Raw genomic sequence first — 18,240 nt, 5'->3', positions numbered from 1 at the left:
TTCCGCAACCGCACCAACCAGCGACTCCGGTCACGCTGTGCGACTACACGGCGGAGCCGACGAGAGCCGCACCCCCACTAACTTCGAAGACCCGGGAAGGTTCGAGCCCTCGGAATTCCGACGGTGGCGGACCGGGTCGTCCAAGCAGCGCTGAAGTTGGTGCTGGAACCGATTTTCGAGGCCGACTTCGAGCCGGTCTCCTACGGGTTTCGGCCCGAGCGGCGAGCCCACGACGCGATCGCTGAGATTCAACTTTTCGGCACCAAAGGCTATCGCTGGGTGTTGGATGCTGACATCGAAGCGGCCTTCGACACGATGTCGCACTCCGCTCTCCTTGAGCGAGTGCGCGAGCGGGTCAAGGACAAGCGGGTCGTGGCCCTGGTGAAGGCGTTCCTCAAGTCTGGGGTTCTTACCGAACTCGGAGACCGGAGGTCTACCGACACCGGGACGCCGCAGGGCGGTGTCCTGTCTCCCTTGCTGTTCAACATAGCTATGTCGGCGCTCGATGAGCGTCTACAGGAGCCGTGGAAGGACGGCGGGAGCATGGGAACCGCTAGCCGACGCGTGCGGCGTCGGGCAAAGGGCCTGCCGAACTGGAAGGTCTGCCGCTACGCGGACGACTTTGTGGTGCTCGTGCACGGGTCCCGAGACGATGTCGAGAATTTGCAGCACGAGATCACTGAAGTGCTCGAACCTCTCGGGTTGCGGCTTTCACCGGCCAAGACCCGGATCGTGCACATGAGTGAGGGGTTCGACTTTCTTGGGTTCCGCATCCAGTGGAAACACAAGAGAGGAACGAACAAGTGGTACGTCTACACGTTCATCGCGGACCGGCCCATCCGGTCGCTGAAGGATAAGATTCGTGCCCTGACGAGCAGGAAGTCGCAACAGAATCCCAGGGCGGTGCTGGTCAGAATTAATCTGATCATGCGCGGCTGGTCCAACTACTTCAGGCATGCGGTCTGCAAACACACCCTGAGCAACTTGGCTAATTTAGTCTGGTGGCGGATGGTGAAATGGATGCAAACCCTGCATCGCTGGAAGTGGAAAGACGTTCGCCGGTGGCTCAAGGCTCCCGATGGGAGCTGGAAGCCGATTTCGGTGGATGGGGTCGAGTTGTTCGATATGGCAGCGGTGCCGGTTACCCGCTACCGCTACCGGGGCAATCAGATTCCCAATCCCTGGGTTTCTGCATAACCACGCAGAACGGCAGAGACCGTGGAGAGCCCGTTGCGTCGTAAGGCGCACGGCGGGTTCGGCGAGCGGCACGGAGAAACGGACCGGTGGCAACACCGGCACCGCGCTCCGTGCCGACTCAACCCGGGCCCGGCATGTGCCGTCGGAGACGCTGATGAGAGGTCCGGCCACCGCCCGGTCCGGCGCAATGCCGGACACGTTCGCGGGCGGCAGGTCTGCATAACGTGGATGCGCGAGCACGACACCAACGCCGAGGCCAGCACTGTGAACACCCTTTGGGGGAGAGGGAGTAACGATGTTCGACACCACTGAGGTGGGGACAGGCTTGGCGCAACAGCGACTTGGCGCACTCTGGACAGTCTGGAAGGGTGACTGATCACGTCCGGTATCGCACTCTGAGGTGCGGTCAGACGCGTCGCCGTCTCTCCGGCCGAAGACTCCGGGTGGTGTGGGCGCGGCACCTTCGTGGGGGGTGGGGCCGCGATTCCACCCGGAAGGGTCGGGCGCGGTCGGCAGAATCTGCCGGCCGCCCCGCCTCAGCCCTGTGGTTACCGGCAGTCTCAGGGCAAGGAGTGGTCGCCGAGGGTTCCGGAGACTCGAGTTGCCAAATGCGATCGACCCCCGCGGCTTTTTCGTCAGGGCAGTCCAGGAAGGGAACTCCGGAAGGCAATTCGAGACTCTTGACCTGGCCCGCCCCAGTTCACCGGACCCGGTACGAAAGGCCCTTTCCGTCGACAATTGCGGAACAATTCACGGTTGCGCGCGGCTCTCTGGACGGGACCGAAGAACAGGTCCTGAGCGCATCCCGACGGCACGAAGTCCGCCCAGCATCATTGCCCCCTTCCGGCCACCGGACCGTCACAGGCGTCGACCATCGAACGCACCATGAAACCGTCCGGCTCGCACGATCCCGTAAGTGCCCCGCACAGACACTTCAATCGGTGGAAGGCCGCGCCTTCACGCCGGATGTCGCCGACACCGCGCCGACGTGGACGCCGTCGCCCGGGTAAGCCGCCGACCGGCAGTCGACCCAGGCAAGCAGGTACCCCTGCCGGGCCGTTCACCGGCGCCGTGATGTCGCCGTTGAGACATGTCACATCTGCGACACCTGTGCACCCGTGACACAGCGGGCGACGTCGACGGATCCTGCGTACAAGGCGGTCCGCTCCTCGCTCGAACAGCTGCGGTCGGGCCGCACCTGCCAATCGCGACACATACCACTCGTGGCCCTGCGCGGACGGAAGCCACCGGACCACCGAGGCCCTTCGCGGCGTGCGAGCAGCAGTGATGTATAGTCCAATCTTTTAACGATATGTGTGGCCGAGACACCCGAGCGTGTCCACCGAAGCCAAGAGGGAGCCTGCATGCTTGAGGCAGCTGGTCTCACTGCAGTTGAGGAGACCGTCTACCGGCTTCTGATCGCGACTTCAACGGCATCGGCCGAAGAAATCGCCGCGCAGACCGGCCTCACGTTCGGGCAGGCCGAGGGCATCCTCGCCGCACTCGCCACCAAGGGGCTCGCCAGCACAACCGACCGGCAGCCTCGCCACTTCACGGCCTCTCCTCCCGATGTCGCGCTGTTGCCGCGTCTGCAGCGCAACGCGGACGCCATCGACCAGGCACGGGCCACAGTCACCGACTTGCTGGAGAGCTACCGCGGTACCCGGCGCCGACAGAACGCCGACCAACTCATCGAGGTCATCACCGGCGCGGAAGCGCTGCGCCAGCACCTGCGCCAACTGCAGGACAACGCACGTCACGAGATGCTGTGGTTCTGCAAGGCCCAGTACGTCGCCATGCCCTCGGGCAGCAACACGTCCGAGTACGAGGCCCTGGCCCGCGGTGTTCGCTACCGGGTCCTGTACGAACGTGCGTTCTTCGACGACGAAGGCGCCGTTGACAACGTTGCTAGTTCCGTCGGTGCGGGTGAGGTCGCCCGCTCAGTCCCCCACCTCCCTCTGCGGCTCGCCGTCGCCGACCGGGCCATCGCCATCTGCCCTCTGGTGCCGGGCGGACCGGCCGGCAGCCCCGTCGAACCCACGGCGGCACTGCTCCGCGACAGCAGCCTTCTGGAGGCACTGACCGCACTGTTCGAACGCTATTGGGAGGACGCGGTGCCGCTGCACGTCAGCGACACCGGTACGGTCAGCGGCACCGACGATGCCCCCGGCACGGCCCCTTTGCGTGAAAGCGACCGCAGGCTGCTCTCGCTGCTGATAGCAGGTATCACCGACAAGGCCATCGCCAGTCAGATGGGACTGAGCCGTCGCACGATCCAACGCCATATCCAGCACCTGATGACCATCGCGGGCGCCACCACCCGGATGCAGCTCGCTTGGCAGGCAGCTCGTCGTGGGTGGCTCTAGCACGTACCTGGCGCCGCACCCCCCACTGCGGGCGGTATCGACCTGTACCGACTCCCCGGCCAGGTGCCTCTGCTCCGAAAGGGGCCGCACCCGACGCGCCCACCCACCGTAACCCTCAGGTGGAGGGTCAGGGAGCAACGGCGTTCGACAGGCGGTCATTCTGCCGAGGCTGGAACCGAACCCCGATCAGCGTCCGTTCCTCCGCACGATGGATGCGTTGAGACAGGTGGCGAATCCGCACCACGCCACGTAGGGAATCAGCGCCAGCGCGGCCGCACGGTCGGTCTTCGCCGTACGGGCGATCAACTCGGCGTTGCTCACGTCGAGCAGCGCGGTCCCCATCAGGCCTGCCCTCGTGCTGCGCAGGCGGAAGAACAGGACGTTCCATGTCGTGTTCAGCGCGAGGTTGAGGCCGAGACTGATGGTCAGGGCCCTGCGTTCCTCCGCGCGCGCCTCCAGCAGGGCCCGTCCACCGGCCCAGGCGATCCCCGCGTAGAGCGGAGTCCACACCGCCCCGAAGACCCAGGCCGGCGGTTGCCAGGATGGCTTGGACAGGGACCGGTACCAGTGGGTGTCCGGAGCCACAGCCCAGCTACCGGCAGCAGCGGTCACCGTCACGGCCGCCGCCGAGGCCGCGTAGGTCTTCCACCGGCCCGACGTCTGCCGCCGCTCACCTTCTCTCGTCAGCCTCATGCCACTACCCCTACCCACTCCGGCCCGGGTGACCGCCTGTCCGAACCGACCCCCGGCTCGGGATGCGCAACCGCGCCCTCGGCGCTACGTTCCCGACAGGACGTGGCCACCGAAGGGTTTCGCCGATTTGCCCTGGAGCTCACTCCAAGGGACACCATCGGACATCGCTGCCCCGACACCGTGCCGGAGCAGCGGTCCTCCCGAGCGGCTCATGCCGCAGTGACGAAATGCGAGTGCCCACATGACCGACAAGACCGTAGTGATCACCGGCACCTCCAGCGGCATCGGTCTGGAGACAGCCGTCCGCTCCGCTCGCGCCGGGTGGCGTGTCGTCGCCACCATGCGGGACCTGGGCAAGGCGGACGCGCTGCGAGCGGCGGCAGCGAGCGCGGGCCTGACCGAGCGTATCGAGGTGCGGCGCCTCGACGTCACCGATCCCGGCTCGGTGGCGGAGTGCCTGGCATCGGTCGTCGCCGATCACGGAGCCCTGCACGCGCTGGTCAACAACGCGGGAGCCGGCCACGTAGGCACGCTTGAGATCGACGGTGTCGACGCTGCCAGGCAGGTCATGGAAGTGAACTTCTTCGGCGTGCTGAACGCGACCGCTGCCGCGATGCCCTATCTGCGCGCATCCGGGGGCCGTGTCCTGGCCGTCACAAGCGTCGGCGGCGTAGTGGGACAGCCGTTCAACGAGGCATACTGTGCGGCCAAGTTCGCGGTCGAAGGTTACATGGAGTCACTGGCGCCCGTCGCGGCCACCGTGGGTGTGCGAGTGACACTGGTCGAGCCGGCTGCCGTAGCCAGTGAGTTCGTGGCCAACGTCGGCCTTCCCGACGACCGGAGAGAGCTGCTGGAGCGCATGGGGCCTTACGCCCCGGCCCTGGACGCCTATCTGGTTCGTACGGCCGGGGCGTTCGAACATGCGCAGTCGGCCGCGGACGCCGCGGCGGCGGTCGTAGCGGCGCTCGACTCGGACGAGCCGCCGGTACGCGCCCAGACCTCGGACGCCGCCCGCACGTTCATCACGCCGAAGCTGGCTGATCCGGACGGCTCCCGCGTGCTCGCCGTGACCAGCACCTGGGTGGCCTGAGCCGGCACGGCATATCGGGATCCCGGCCTCCGGACAGCCGGGTCCCGACGGTGCCCGGCGCCGCCTGGACGGGGCTCGGAAGCCGCGACGCTGTCGGCAACGCGGCCGAGCCTCACCGTTCCGTACCGGGCCGCCTCCAGTTACGGAAGTGTGTGCAGTGGCGCGTGGTTGGCCTTGAACATGCGTTCCCCGGCACGACGGAGTGTGAAGTCGCGCAGAAAGGTGGGCAGGTTGCGGGCTTTGTCACGGCGATGGTTCTGTGACACCACCCAGGCGACACGCTCACCTCGCCGGATCTGGAATGCGGCCAGTGCTGCGGAGACGTCCGCCGTCGTCCCGAGTGAGTCGGCGAGGACCACGGCGTCTTCGATGGCCATTGCGCCGCCCTGGGCCATGCTCGGGGAGAATGTGTGCGCCGCGTCCCCGATCAGGGCGACACCCGGACGTGTCCAGACCGTGTTGCCGCTTTCGCGCAATGCGGCGAAGTGAGCTTGCTCCCCCTGCTCCAACAGGCGCGGGACCGGGCCGGCGAAGTCGGCGAACAGGGTGCGCCAGTCTCCTTCGGGAGCAGTGGGGGAAGCGCTGTTGACATCGGCGTAGCAGTAGACCCGGCCGTCTCCGAGCTGCACCGTCAGGAACGTCCGACCGCGGTCGCCCAGACGCGCGGTCCAGTCGGTGATGCCGGGGATCGTCGTGTCGTCGGCGATGAACCGCCAGCACACCTGACCCAGGAAGCGCGGTTCGGGACCGCCGAAATGGGTCCGCCGTACGGCGGAGTTGATGCCGTCCGCGCCGACCACCAGATCGTAGGCACGGGTGGCTCCGTCAGCGAACGTCACCTTCCCGTCCTGGCCCACCTCGGTCACTGCCGTGTCATGACGGACCGTCGCGTCGTAGACGGCATTGCGGAGTACCTGGTGCAGTTCGCCCCGGGTGATGGCGAGGCAGGGGCCGACCTCGCCCCAGATCCGGGCCACGTCGAACGCGGCGAGCCGGCGACCGCGATGGTCGAGGAGCCGCTGCCGCCCCACGGGTGCCGCCAACTCGGCGATCTCGTCCCCCACTCCGATGCTCCGCAGCGCACGGACGGCGTTCGCAGGGAGGTAGAGCCCGGCACCGAGGGCTTGGCTGTCGTGCGACCGTCGCTCGACGACGTCCGCGGGGAGCCCCCGGTCGAGAAGCGCCTTGGCCAGAGCCAAACCGGAGATGCCGGCTCCGACGATCAGAATGCGAGGTCGACTCACAGCGGGTCACTTTCGGTCTCGGACGATAAGGCGATGAGCGGCCTGAGCCGCGCGAACACGAAAAGGGTGTGCCATCACCGACACAGGCCCCGGATCACTTCTGTCGGGCAGGTTGCTCGTACCATTGCTTACCCGACGATTCGGTCCACTCAGACCACGAGGCCGATCGCCCTGAAGTTCAGTGACGGGCGGGCTGACTCCTATGCGCCTGTGGCACCTCCGGCTGCTCCATGGGCTGCCGGCCAGGCGAACAGCGCACCGAGCGGACTTCGATCGCGCACGAGCAGGCGTCGATGGCCGACCGGGAGTGACTGAGCCAGGGCAAGCCCGGCCGAGTGCGTCGCGACGCGACCCGTCGAGCGTCTATTTCGCCTCTTCAGGCGCAAGCGCCAGTAGCAGCTGACGACTCTCGACGAGCAGCCCGCCGCTGACAGCGGTGACTGCGGTGTCCGCCTGACTGTGCAACCTGCCCAGCATCTTCTCGTAAAGCAGCCACGCGTCGGCCGCACGTTGTCGAGAACCGTAGAGGATGCGGTCCTCGCTCCGCGCGAGACCCTCGGCCTGTTCCGCGCGCAGGTGCGACAAGGGGGAGCGGGGCGCAGGCGACGCCCCGGGTTGAGGCGCGTGCTCTCGGCGGAACGCCACCGTGCCCGGGCGACGGCCCGGACGCAACTGCGCAGCCTGCTCGCCCGGTCTTCCCTGGCGTCGGCCTTGGTGGCGCCCCATGATCCCTTCAAACGATCGCTTGCAGGAGACCGGCGTGTTCGAGGGCAAGGGTGTGCATGTCGGTGCGGACGTCGTTGAGACGCAGGGGCATCAGGATGAACACGTTGACCGAGAGGCCGATGATCGCTCCGATCAGCGTCGTGGACGCCCGGCGGAGTCCGGGCAGGCCACGTCCGCCCTTGCCCGGAGATCCGTGTGCGGCGGCCGGTCAGTGTTCCGCGATGTGTTCCCCCAGGCGGTATTCGAGTTCGCCTCGCTGCTGCATTCCGCGATCGAGCAGCCCACGGATCCTTTCGCCCGCCTCCGGCCAGGTCAGAGACGCGCGAAAGGTGTCCTGACCAGCCACCAGGTCAGCCTCGGCCGGCAGCGTGGACCGGCCGATCAGCGCTTTCACCTCGGCCAGCGGCTGCCGGTCGAAGGACGCGATGCGCTTGGCGACACGGTCCACGTAAGCGTCCAGGTCGGCATCCGGCAGTGCGCGGTTGATCCAGCCGTACAGCTCGGCCGTCTCTGCGTCGAAGTCGTCGGCCGCCGCGATGATCTCCAGCGCACGCCCGCGCCCCACCAGCAGTGGGAGCCGGGCCGTGGCTCCGCCGCCTGGAGTGATCCCGGCACCCACCTCCGGCTGCCCGAGCACCGCCTTCTCCTTGCTGGCGAACCGCATGTCACAAGCCAGGGTGAACTCGTTGCCCACCCCGCGCGCCCGGCCACGGATCGAGGCGATGCTGATGACGCGACAACGAGCCATGCGCGCCGCGGTGTCGAGCCACGTCGGCCCGGTGTAGGGCTGCTTCGGAGGCAGCAGGTCGAAGTGCGCGAGAAAGAAGTCAGGATCCGCGCTGTCGAAGACCACGACCTTCAGGTCCTCATCCGCTTCCATCCGATCGACGAGGTCTCCGAGCGCGGCAAAGGTGTCGAACGTCACCAGGTTGATCGGCGGACTGTCAAAGGTCACGCGCCAGTACGACGCGGACTCCTGCACCACCCTGAACGGGAAGGACGTAGTCATGCGCAATATCTTATGCACATATTTATTGCTATTTCGCCCATTTGGTGACGAGTGCCGCCCAGAGTTACGGGCTGCGCCCACGGGGGCGACGGGGCAACTCGGCCGGTGAGGCTGGCCCGGCCTTTTGCTGCCTTCGGCTGAGCGCACCAAGCCCGATGCCGTTCCCTGAAGATTCCGCGTCGCGCCCTCACGCGGTACGGGCTCGGGCCGTGGTAATCGACAGAGATGCCATTGAATCCCTCAAGTGCCGCGAACCGACCACCGAGGTTCGCCCGGCTGCACCGTATGGTCAGCCGCTCCGCGGCCGGGCGCGGATGGCGGAGGGGCCGCGAGCTCGAACTGGGGCAGCGTGCCTTGGGCTTCGCCGCGCTCGGGTTCCTGACTCTCGTCCCCCTCCTGATCATTGTCTCCGCGGCGGACCGGCACGGGCAGGGGTTCGCACAATGGCTGGGTCAAGCGCTCGGGGTGTCTGCGGCCTCCAGGAAGCATGTCGAGAAATTGTTCGCACTGCCCGGCCAGGCGCTGCAGACCACTACCGCCTTCGGCCTCGCCGCGCTCGCTGCGTTCGGGCTGAGTTTCGGGTCCGCGGTGCAGACCGGCTATGAGAAGGTCTGGGACCTGGCGCCGGCTCGCTGGTGGACCACGTGGCGTCATCTGGCGTGGCTCGTCGTGTTCGCCGGCTACATCTTCGTGTCGGCCACGACCAGGCTGCTGCACAGGCCCCCTTGGGGCGGGGTCCTCGCGTCGGTGAGCGCTGTCCTCTTCTTCTGGTGGTCGCAGCGCCTGCTGCTCGGCGGGAGGGTCCGCTGGGGCGCGCTGTTGCCAGGCGCCGTCCTCACGGTGATCGGATTGCTCGGCCTTCGCGTATTCTCCATGATCGTCTTTTCCCCGTTGATCGCATCCAGCACCATCAGCTACGGCCCGGTGGGAACCGTCCTGATCATTCAGTCCTGGCTGGTCGGGGTAGGCGTCGTCGTGTTCGGAGCGGCGTTGGTCGGCCGCCTCCTCCATGAGGAACTACCGCGCGTCTCGCACGCACTGAGGCGGCGAAGATGAGTGATGAGCACGCGCGGGTGAAGCAACGGGCCGGGACGGACGGCCCGGGCACGGCGGCCCGACGGAGGGGCCCGCCGGGCCGCCTGCGTTCTGGGCCCGGGCACCGCGGGGAAGCGGCTCAGGCCGCGGTGACGAGGCGGCGGCTGAGGACCTCGTCAGCCAGCCCGTACGCCACCGCCTCCTGCGCGGTGAGGATCCTGTCCCGGTCCGTATCGGCGCGGAGCGTGGCGACGTCGTGCGGTGTGTGCCGGGCCAGGACCTCCTCGGCCTGCGAGCGCACCCTCTGCATCTCCGCGGCGTGGAGCCGCAGATCGGAGACGGTGCCCTGTCGTCCGCCGCTCGCCGGCTGGCCCAGCAGCACATGAGAGTGCTCCAGGACGAACCGCCGGCCGGGGTCGCCGGCGGCGAGGAGCACCGCTGCGGTCGAGGCTGCCTGGCCGACGCAGAACGTCGCGAGGGGGGCGGACACGAAGCACATCGTGTCGTAGATCGCCATGAGCGAGGTGGACGATCCGCCCGGTGAGTTGAGGTAGAGCGCGATCTCGGCGCCGGGGTTCGCGGACTCCAGGTGGAGGAGTTGGGCGATGACGACGTTGGCGACGCCGTCATCGATCTCCGTGCCGACGAAGATGATCCGTTCGGACAGGAGACGGCTGAAGACGTCGTAGGACCGTTCCCCCTGTGGCGTGCGCTCGACGACGTTCGGAATCGTGTACTGGCCCATGTCAGAGTCCCATCCGTCGTCGTGAGGCAGCCGGGCGGACGTTGAGCGATACGACGACGTGATCGACCATGCCGTAGGCCTTCGCCTCTTCCGCCGTGAACCACCGGTCCCGGTCGCCGTCCTGGGAGACCGTTTCCGCGGACTGGCCGGTGTGCGTCGCGGTGACCGGTTGGCGGAGACCTCGTCCACCTGGGTACCGAGGAAGACGATCCGCTGAGCAAGGAGCTGGGCCGCGAGGTGGTCGTCGTACCGTGTGGCGGGCGTGTCCTCGTCGGAGGCGCGTGGGCGGTGGGCGAGGTGGGGCGACATCCGGCCTCCCGGTGGTGGAGCGGCCGTTTCGGCCGCGGTCCTTCCACTCTTGTCCGTCCCGGGCTGCGGAGTCACCGATCTCTGCCCGCAGCGGATTCGCCACGGGCAGAGCCGCTGTTCCGGAGGGTGCCGGCCACCGGACGGTCGGCACGGGGCCAAGCCGACGGTCCGGTTGCCGGGCGGCGGAGTGACTACTCCACTGTTACCGCGTCACCGGTGGAGACCACCTTCATGGTCGTCGTGGAACCGAGGTACGCCCATCGCCAGCTGCCCGTCCCCGAGGCCTTCACGGTCGCGCGAAGGTGCCCCTTGCTGTCGCTCGTGGCTGTCGTGACCGTGTGGTAGGCACCGCCGGGCTTCTTGTACTGCAGCTTCACCAACTGCTTGGTGTAAGCGTGGTACTTGAGATCCGTCCAGTTCGCCCGCGAGAGCTTGCCCACGACGGTGAGCGCGCCCCCCTTCTTCACCCGCTCGGGCGCTGCGTCCGTCGTCAGAGTCGCGGCCCGCTTCACCTTGAACGTGGCGATGTTGTCGGAGATCCAGTAGTCCCCGTCATTGGCCTTCACGGTGGCGTCGGCCCGCCATGTCCCGGCCACCGCGTTCGCGTCCCAGCCTTCGTTCCCGCTTCCGTAGGAGTCGATCCACGTAGGGTCGATCTCCATCACTGCCGTGCAGACGGATGTGGTCGCGCTGCTCCTGCTGCACGACGTGCCCAGGTACGACACCGGCCCGGCACCGTTCGACCGATTGAAGGCGGAAGCGTAGGTCACCGCCTTCACACCCGAGTTGTCCTTGATCGTCATGACGATCGGGAACTGCTTCACGTTCTTGACGCCCACGATCACGCTGCCGCCCGCGTTGACGACCGTCTTGACGACACGGATGTCGCCGCGGCCCTCCGCGTGCGCGGCGGGTGCCGCCATCACGGCGGTGGCCACAGCTCCTGCCACCGCGAGTACGGCGATACTTCTTCGCATGTCCCACCCCTGTTCCTCCGCCCTCGACCGGGCGGGGTCACAGAGTAACGATCTTGTGCGCCCCGGCGCTCTCGCTGCCGCCCGTGGGGGCGGGCAGTTCATCACGATCGGCCCGCGCACTGGATGTCGTGCTCAGGGCGGCCGGCCCGGCCGCCAGCCTGTCGGAACGCGACAGGCGTTTCGTCCGGTGACCCTGCTGTCCCGGTTCGGCACAGGAGCCCCATCTCTCCTGCCGTAACCCGGCCTTCGTCCCCTCGACCGTGGCCAGAGCGGAGGCGTCACTACGGAGTCGCTCCAGGGGGATCAGGTCAGAACTGCGATCATTCTTCCGAGCTGGCGCGTGATCCCCACGCCCGCTCGTGCGCGAGCGTTCGGTCGCCTTCGCTCCTGAGCCTGTCGTCGCTCAAGGCGATTCCATCGGACCTCTTCTTCATCCCGACCAGCTGCCGGATCCTGTGCGCGACGATCGCTGCCGTCTTGCTCATCAGTCTCTCCCGTGTACGTGGATGTGCTACGGGGGCGAGTTCCCGCCGCGTCCCTCAAGGCGCGCATCCCCGCCCACTCCAGCGTGCCACACCCTGTCCGTTTCAGATCGCTTTGTTAGGTTTTGTGGGTCCGACGAGCCAGCCCTCACCGCACGCACCGGGCGCACCGGGGACGGCTGGGCCCAGGTACGGCGCGCCTCGGCCACACGGCCGGCTTCCGGTGCAGGATCGGCGGGCAGCGCGCTTGAGGCGTACTGCCCCGCACCGCACCACCACGTGGAGGGTTCTGTCATGGGACTGTTCGACGACCTGCTCTTCCGGTCTGTCGCCGACGGGGCGCGAGGCCTGGTCGAGGGCGACAGCCGCTGGTCCGTGCCGGTGGCACCGTGAGCACCGGTGCACGCGACGACGTACCGGACAGGAGCCACTACGGCGAATCCCTCTTCCGCCCGGAACAGGCGGGAGAGGGCGAGCGCATCGACTTCGGAGCCCTCGCCTACGACGACTTCACCATGACGCGGCTGCGCGCCCTCGGGGCAGGCTCCGGATGGCACTGCCTCGACGTGGGCGCCGGCACCGGCACGATCTCCCGTCGGCTGCTGAAGGACGGCGGGGTGGCGAGCGTGCTCGCCGTGGACCGCGACGTACGGTTCGTCAGCGAGCGGCCGATGCCCGGGCTCGAGGTACTGGAAGCCGACGTCACCACCCCGGACTTCGTCTCGGGGCAGTTCCAGCTCGTTCATGCGCGCTTCGTGCTCATGCACCTGCCGGAACGCCGCCGTCTGATCACAGCGCTGGCTGAGCTCGTCGCACCCGGCGGCGTGCTGGTCCTCAGCGACGCCGTCGACCTCGCGGGCGACGAGGAGCCGGGCACGCCCTACGCCACGGCGATGCGGGCCATGTGGCAGGGGCTGCGGGCCACCATCGGCACCGACGTCGCCTGGGTACCGACGTACCCGCGGCTCCTGCGCGAGGGCCGACACGTGGGAGCGGAGCAGAGCGGCAATGACCGCCACGGGCCTTGCGGACGACGAGGGCGTCGACGAGGCGGTCCGGTATCTGGGGAGCGAGGAGTGCGCCGCGTTGTCGGCCGGCATGCTCACGGCTTGGGGGTGGAAGACCGATGGAGGCGCCGCCGGACCCGGCCCCTTCCCGCGGTCATCCCCTGACGAAGGCCAAGCACGCTGACGCCGGGATCGAATCGGGGTATTTCGCGCGCGGCAGTCCACGACTGCCGGCGTCGACGGGCCTGGACGTCGACGGCGCCGCCAAGCGCCCCTGCCGGCAGCGGACGGTTACGAGGACGCGTCCTGGATCTCGTCGAGGTGGTTCTCGACCCACAGGCGCAGCTGCCCGAGGGGGTCGGCCACACTTTCGCCGAGCGCGGTCAGGTCGTACTCGACATGCAGAGGCACCTCGGGGTAGACGGTCCGGGTGACGAGCCCCTTCTCCTCCAAACGCCGCAGCGTACTGGTCAGCACTTTGGGGCTGACGCCCTGCAGGCGGCGCTGCAGGGCGCCGAATCGTTGAGGGCCGTCCTCCATCGCCCCGATGGCCAGCGCGGACCACTTGTTGGCCAGCAGGTCGAGCACCTCGCGGCACGGGCATTGTGCGGCGTACACGTCGTGGTGCTCGTGCGCGTCGGTGCTGCATGTCATGGCCATCGGGCGGTCCTCGTCCTACTCTAGGTGCACTCTCCCCTTACTTCCCTTCGGGAAGTAAGTGTCCTTGCAGGTTACTGCCACCTCGGGGATAGCGTGAATCCGTCGATCACCGCCGAGCCGGCTGTCGCGCCGTCGTGATGCGTGGTCGGCTGACATCCCGCGGAACCGCCCGGGTCACCCCGGGTCAGGCGGCCGACGGGCAACCGGCCCGCAAAGGAGCAGAAGAGCCATGAGTGCAGTACAGAGCACGACGATGCGTGCGGTCGTGTACCGCAAGAGCCTTCCCGTCCAGGACCACGAGAGCCTGCTGGACGCCGAACTGCCGGTGCCCCGGCCCGGCCGGCACGACCTCCTGGTCAAGGTCGAAGCAGTCGCGGTCAACCCGGTGGACTACAAGGTGCGACAGAACAGCGATCCCGGCGGGGAGGCGAAGGTCCTGGGCTGGGACGCAGCGGGCACCGTGGTGGCGGTGGGCGACGCGGTGGAACGCTTCCGGGTGGGTGACGAGGTGTTCTACGCGGGCGCGATCGACCGCTCCGGCTCCAATGCCGAGTACCAGGTCGTCGACGAGCGGATCGTGGGCCGCAAGCCCTCCACGCTGTCCTTCACGGAGGCGGCAGCACTGCCTCTGACCTCGCTCACCGCGTGGGAGGGCCTCTTCGAGCGCTTGGGATTGCGCGAGGGGGCCATGGAGCAGCGGGGCGCGCTCCTGGTGACCGCGGCGGCGGGCGGTGTCGGCGCCATGGTCGCGCAGCTGGCGCGGGCACTCACCAGTCTCACCGTCGTCGGCACGGCTTCGCGCCCCGAGAGCACCGACTTCGCCCGCCGGATGGGCGTCAACCATGTGATCGACCACCACCACCCCCTGCCTGCGCAGTTGGCGGAGGTGGTTCCTGGAGGAGTCGACTACGTCTTCAGTACGGCGGGCACCGACCGGAACCTCGCCGCATACGCCGAGGTACTGAATCCGCACGGGCAGATCGTCGCGATCGACGACTTCGGTGCCGTGGAGATCGGTGCGCTGAAGTCGAAGAGCATCTCCTTCCACTGGGAGCTGATGTTCACCCGCTCGCTGTACCGGACCCCCGACCAGGTAACGCAGCACCACATCCTCACCCAGATCGCCCGGCTCGTGGACGCCGGCATCCTCACCACCACAGCTACGACCGACCTGGGAACCATCACCGCTGCTCACCTGCGTGAGGCCCACAGCGTTCTGGAATCCGGAAAGGCGATCGGCAAGATCACGCTCACCGGCTTCTGAGATCGGGAAGGAGTTCAGGAAGGCTCTCCACCGTTGCGGGAAGGCTCTCTCCCGTTGCGGTGCGTTCGGAACGGAGAACGGCGTGCCCTACGTGATCTACGAAGTCGGTGAGTGCTGCCAGGGTGCGCGATAGCCCTGGCGAGGAGGAAGCGGCAAGCGGCGGCCCGTCCCCGGACAGGCCGCCGGCGCCCCGCCGCGCGGCACGGTCGCATGCCGGCTGGACGTGGACGGTGCGAGCCGCAGCGCCGCTGCGATGTCCATCGTGGTCATCGGACGTTCCAGCATGCGGAGGAGCTCGGCCCGTGAGGCGCCGATCAGTTGTGCCACCGGGGCGTCCCCGCCGTCCCGTCGGCGTTCGAACCAGCCTGGAGCGGGCGAAAGGGGATGGACGAGGACCGGGGGCAGCTCCTCGTCGACGAGGGCGAGCGGGGCGCGTACGCAGAAGAATGCCGGAACGAGCGTCGATGTGGACGGTGCCGTCCTGGCCGAGCAGGCGCATCGCCTCACCGCCCTCGTGGATGATCTCGCGGAACCCCTCGAACAGGCCGCCGGCGCGCAGCGCCTTCTGGCCGGAGGAACGGCCGCACGTCACCGAGAGGCCCTGAGTGCGGCGGCGCGAAGTCCGGCGGCCGGATGTTTTTCGGATGTTTGACCAGCGGCGAAGGGTGGCTGCCCCGATCCGTACGACCGGGCGAGGTGCTCACTCGATGGTGAGTTCGTCCGCTCGCGCGTCCCGCAGAGCGCGACCCTGTGATGGCGGCGCGCGACCTGCGCCGCGCTGCTCTGACGCGCTCGTGGGGAGACGGCAATGACGCAGGACGCGAGACGACACCTGGGACCCGACAAGCAGGCGGTCCTACTGACGGCGGGGCTGGCGGATCTGGCGGTGTCCACACTCGGCTCGGCCCTGGGCTCGGTGCGAGGACTGCTTCGCCGGTCGGACGCAGCGGAACTGGCGGCGGAGGCCGAACACGAACTGGCGGCGCGCGGCCGGTTGGTCCTGGAGCGGCACGCGGTCGTGCCACCGGCCCACCTGGAGGTCCTCGCCCGGGAAGCGCTGGCTCGGCGGGCCGCCGATGGCAGGTGACCTGTGGGAGCCGGCTGTGTTCAAAGCCCGCGTCGACGACGTACTGCACCGGTTCGTCGCCGCCGAAGCGGACAAGTTCGCCTCGATCGATCCGGTGCTGCTCCCTGTGGCCGAGCAGTTGGAGGCGACCGTCGCGCGGGGGAAGCGGCTGCGTGCGGCATTCTGCTACTGGGGCTGGCGGGCGGTGGGACAGCCCGACGACGACGCGCTGGTGAGGGCGGCGGCCTCGATGGAACTGGTGCACGCCGCAGCCATCGTTCACGACGACCTCATCGACGAGAGCCCGTTGCGCCACGGCCTGCCGACCGCACACATCGCCCTGCGCGGAGCCGTACGCGGCCGGCGGCGCGCCGCCGCAGCCGCGAGGTCGCTCGCGATGCTGGTGGGAGACCTGCTGCTGGAGCTCGCGGGGCAGCTGTTCACCACCAGTGGCCTGCCCGTGGCGTATCTCAGCCGGGCCCGCCCCCTGTGGTCGGCGCTGGCCCGCGAGCTGATCGCCGGCGAGTGCCTGGAGATCCTGCGCACCGGATCCGCCCCGGACACCGAGGGCTCGCTCAAGGTCATCCGGTACAAGACCGCCAAGTACACCGTCGAGCAGCCCCTGCTGATCGGCGGTGTCCTGGCCGGGGCGGGCGGGCGACTGTGCGAGGGCTACTCGGCGTACGGACTCCCCCTGGGCGAGGCGTTCCAGCTGCGGGACGACCTGCTCGGTGTGTTCGGCAGCCCCGGGCACACCGGGAAAGCCTGCACCGACGATCTGCGTGGTCGCCGGCCGACGGCCCTGCTGGCGGAGACCTGGCGGGCCGCCGATGAGCGTGACCGGCAGCGGCTGCGCTCTTTCCTGGGCAAGCAGGATCTCGACGAGGAAGGAATGCAGACCGTGCGCGAGATGATGTGCCGGCTCGGGGCACCGGAGCGTATCGAGGAAATGATCACGGCGCGGAGCCAGGAGGCTCTCGGCGCTCTGCACGAGCTCGACGTACCGCGCCCCGCAGCCACAGCCCTCACCGCACTGGCGCACTCGGTGACGACCCGCCTGTCCTGATCCGCAGAGGAGCTTTGCCATGATCTGCACCGAGGAATCCCTCGACTCACTGCGCCGGGCCGGTGACGAACTGGCCGACGCGACCGTCACCTCGCTCTTCGAGCGGGGCGAGGTCGGGAAGTTCAACACCCTGATGCGTTACGTCTCCACCATCGGCGCCCCCCTGCCGGACGGACTGCCCGATGTCGCCCGGGAGTACCTCGCCGCCACGAGCGCGCCACCGGACTGGGTGGACTGGGAGGAGATGGAGAAGGCGCGCCTGTTCTTCATGGACAACAACGTGCACATCTCGACCGCCCTGTCCTTCGCCTCCATGCCCGCCTGCTACGTCGTCCCGCACGTGGCCAAGCTGCTGTCGGCCACCCACGGGCTCAAGTACCCCTCCAAACGAATGGCGGAGACGGGCCAGTTCACCGTCTACCTGATGCAACCGGACGCTTTCGAGGCCGGCAGCCGGTTCATCCCCGCAGCCCAGAAGGTCCGCCTCCTGCACGCGTCGATCCGGCATCATCTGAAGCGTGAGGACCGATGGGACACCGCGGCCCTCGGGACGCCGATCTGCCAGGAGGACATGATCGGCGGGCAGATGTTCTTCAGCCTGCTCGTCCTGGACAGCCTTCACCGCCTCGGCATCCACATGTCCACGGCGGGGGCCGAGTCGTACTACTACGCCTGGCGCGTGGTCGGCGCGATGCTCGGCATCGACCAGGACGCGGTACCCGGGAACACTGCGGAAGCCCGGCGGTTCCTCGACCTGTACATGGTCCGGCACATGGGGCCGTCCGCGGAGGGCGCCCACCTCGCGCGCCAACTCATCGACCTCTACGAAGAGGTCGTGCCGGGTACCTTCTTCGACCCGATCGTCTCCTCGCTCATCCGGTACCTCGTCGGCGACACCTGTGCCGACTGGCTCGACGTGCCGAGGACTTCGTGGGACACCGTCGTCAAGGCCATGCCCCACCTCATCGGCGTCCTGGAGTCCATCGAGGACAGCTCACCGCTCGCCGCCTGGGCGCTGGACCGGCTTGGCCACCTGACCACTCATCTCGAGCTCTCCTCGCTGACGCGCGGCCGGGTCATGCACTACGCCGTTCCCGAACAGCTCAGGAAGGACTACGACGTCTCGGACTCGGTGCCACGGCGCAGCCGGTGGACGCCCCCGGCCTCGACGGTCTCCTGAGCCCTCACCTGCTTGCGTCGTCCGCGGCGGCATCCGGCCTGGCAACGGTGTGACCGATGCCCGAGGCGCGCCGCAGCCCACGAGAACACCTCGGCCGGTTGTCGCACCCCGTTCGTGCGCGGGG

The 18,240-nt window shown here is 68.2% G+C and carries 16 protein-coding genes and 2 pseudogenes; 9 read left to right on the top strand and 9 right to left on the bottom strand.

Features of this window, described 5'->3' with window-relative positions; translation table 11 throughout:
- Positions 1–102: 102 nt before the first annotated feature.
- Positions 103–1,197, top strand: a pseudogene (gene ltrA / locus ACFU5K_RS27895) (group II intron reverse transcriptase/maturase); the annotation flags it as partial.
- A gap of 1,364 nt (positions 1,198–2,561) precedes the next feature.
- Positions 2,562–3,563 carry a helix-turn-helix domain-containing protein gene (locus ACFU5K_RS27890; protein ID WP_384066491.1) on the top strand — a complete coding sequence of 334 codons (1,002 nt, stop codon included), beginning with the start codon at positions 2,562–2,564 and terminating at the stop codon, positions 3,561–3,563.
- Positions 3,564–3,749: 186 nt separating this feature from the next.
- Here ACFU5K_RS27890 and ACFU5K_RS27885 read toward each other — a convergent pair whose 3' ends face one another.
- Positions 3,750–4,256, bottom strand: coding sequence for a TspO/MBR family protein (locus tag ACFU5K_RS27885; RefSeq protein ID WP_384066489.1), 507 nt, complete (start codon positions 4,254–4,256; stop codon positions 3,750–3,752).
- Between the two features lie 241 nt (positions 4,257–4,497).
- On the opposite strand from ACFU5K_RS27885, the gene ACFU5K_RS27880 reads away from it, so the two are divergent.
- Positions 4,498–5,346 carry an SDR family NAD(P)-dependent oxidoreductase gene (locus ACFU5K_RS27880; RefSeq protein WP_384066487.1) on the top strand — a complete coding sequence of 283 codons (849 nt, stop codon included), beginning with the start codon at positions 4,498–4,500 and terminating at the stop codon, positions 5,344–5,346.
- A 140-nt stretch (positions 5,347–5,486) separates the two neighbouring features.
- Here ACFU5K_RS27880 and ACFU5K_RS27875 read toward each other — a convergent pair whose 3' ends face one another.
- The 3 genes from ACFU5K_RS27875 to ACFU5K_RS27865 form a co-directional block, all read right to left on the bottom strand.
- Entirely contained in the window at positions 5,487–6,590 is a 1,104-nt protein-coding gene (locus ACFU5K_RS27875) for an FAD-dependent monooxygenase (RefSeq protein ID WP_384066485.1), read from the bottom strand.
- Between the two features lie 363 nt (positions 6,591–6,953).
- Positions 6,954–7,175: a hypothetical protein gene (locus tag ACFU5K_RS27870; RefSeq protein ID WP_384066483.1), complete on the bottom strand. Its 222-nt coding sequence runs from the start codon at positions 7,173–7,175 to the stop codon at positions 6,954–6,956.
- A 349-nt stretch (positions 7,176–7,524) separates the two neighbouring features.
- On the bottom strand, positions 7,525–8,298 hold the full coding sequence (locus ACFU5K_RS27865) for an enoyl-CoA hydratase/isomerase family protein (RefSeq protein ID WP_384066482.1): 774 nt from the start codon (positions 8,296–8,298) through the stop codon (positions 7,525–7,527).
- A 312-nt stretch (positions 8,299–8,610) separates the two neighbouring features.
- Between ACFU5K_RS27865 and ACFU5K_RS27860 the strand changes: the two genes are divergently transcribed.
- The gene (locus ACFU5K_RS27860; protein WP_384066480.1) at positions 8,611–9,381 is read left to right on the top strand and encodes a ribonuclease BN; all 771 of its coding nucleotides are present in this window, start codon (positions 8,611–8,613) and stop codon (positions 9,379–9,381) included.
- 118 nt (positions 9,382–9,499) lie between these two features.
- On the opposite strand, the gene ACFU5K_RS27855 is transcribed toward ACFU5K_RS27860, so the two are convergent.
- From ACFU5K_RS27855 to ACFU5K_RS27840, 4 genes and pseudogenes are all read right to left on the bottom strand, one after another.
- Positions 9,500–10,105 carry a ClpP family protease gene (locus ACFU5K_RS27855; protein ID WP_384066479.1) on the bottom strand — a complete coding sequence of 202 codons (606 nt, stop codon included), beginning with the start codon at positions 10,103–10,105 and terminating at the stop codon, positions 9,500–9,502.
- A 1-nt stretch (position 10,106) separates the two neighbouring features.
- Positions 10,107–10,414, bottom strand: a pseudogene (locus tag ACFU5K_RS27850) (ATP-dependent Clp protease proteolytic subunit).
- Between the two features lie 191 nt (positions 10,415–10,605).
- Positions 10,606–11,391, bottom strand: a complete 786-nt coding sequence (locus ACFU5K_RS27845; RefSeq protein ID WP_384066477.1) for a hypothetical protein — start codon at positions 11,389–11,391, stop codon at positions 10,606–10,608.
- Between the two features lie 320 nt (positions 11,392–11,711).
- Entirely contained in the window at positions 11,712–11,876 is a 165-nt protein-coding gene (locus ACFU5K_RS27840) for a hypothetical protein (protein ID WP_384066475.1), read from the bottom strand.
- 386 nt (positions 11,877–12,262) lie between these two features.
- Here ACFU5K_RS27840 and ACFU5K_RS27835 point away from each other — a divergent pair, with 386 nt between their 5' ends.
- Positions 12,263–13,045, top strand: coding sequence for a class I SAM-dependent methyltransferase (locus ACFU5K_RS27835; RefSeq protein WP_384066473.1), 783 nt, complete (start codon positions 12,263–12,265; stop codon positions 13,043–13,045).
- A 126-nt stretch (positions 13,046–13,171) separates the two neighbouring features.
- Here ACFU5K_RS27835 and ACFU5K_RS27830 read toward each other — a convergent pair whose 3' ends face one another.
- Positions 13,172–13,540, bottom strand: a complete 369-nt coding sequence (locus ACFU5K_RS27830; protein ID WP_384066471.1) for a winged helix-turn-helix transcriptional regulator — start codon at positions 13,538–13,540, stop codon at positions 13,172–13,174.
- A gap of 253 nt (positions 13,541–13,793) precedes the next feature.
- Here ACFU5K_RS27830 and ACFU5K_RS27825 point away from each other — a divergent pair, with 253 nt between their 5' ends.
- From ACFU5K_RS27825 to ACFU5K_RS27810, 4 genes are all read left to right on the top strand, one after another.
- On the top strand, positions 13,794–14,804 hold the full coding sequence (locus tag ACFU5K_RS27825) for a zinc-binding alcohol dehydrogenase family protein (RefSeq protein WP_384066493.1): 1,011 nt from the start codon (positions 13,794–13,796) through the stop codon (positions 14,802–14,804).
- 808 nt (positions 14,805–15,612) lie between these two features.
- Positions 15,613–15,891 (top strand): polyprenyl synthetase, encoded by a 279-nt coding sequence (locus tag ACFU5K_RS27820; protein ID WP_384066469.1) that lies wholly within the window; start codon positions 15,613–15,615, stop codon positions 15,889–15,891.
- Positions 15,881–16,936 (top strand): polyprenyl synthetase family protein, encoded by a 1,056-nt coding sequence (locus tag ACFU5K_RS27815; RefSeq protein ID WP_384066467.1) that lies wholly within the window; start codon positions 15,881–15,883, stop codon positions 16,934–16,936. The genes ACFU5K_RS27820 and ACFU5K_RS27815 overlap by 11 nt, the downstream gene beginning before the upstream one ends.
- A gap of 19 nt (positions 16,937–16,955) precedes the next feature.
- Positions 16,956–18,116 carry an oxygenase MpaB family protein gene (locus ACFU5K_RS27810; RefSeq protein WP_384066465.1) on the top strand — a complete coding sequence of 387 codons (1,161 nt, stop codon included), beginning with the start codon at positions 16,956–16,958 and terminating at the stop codon, positions 18,114–18,116.
- Positions 18,117–18,240: the final 124 nt, after the last annotated feature.

The organism is Streptomyces sp. NPDC057428 (assembly GCF_042803195.1).
In the GTDB taxonomy this organism is placed as follows: domain Bacteria; phylum Actinomycetota; class Actinomycetes; order Streptomycetales; family Streptomycetaceae; genus Streptomyces.
This window is presented reverse-complemented; position numbering and strand designations above follow the sequence as displayed.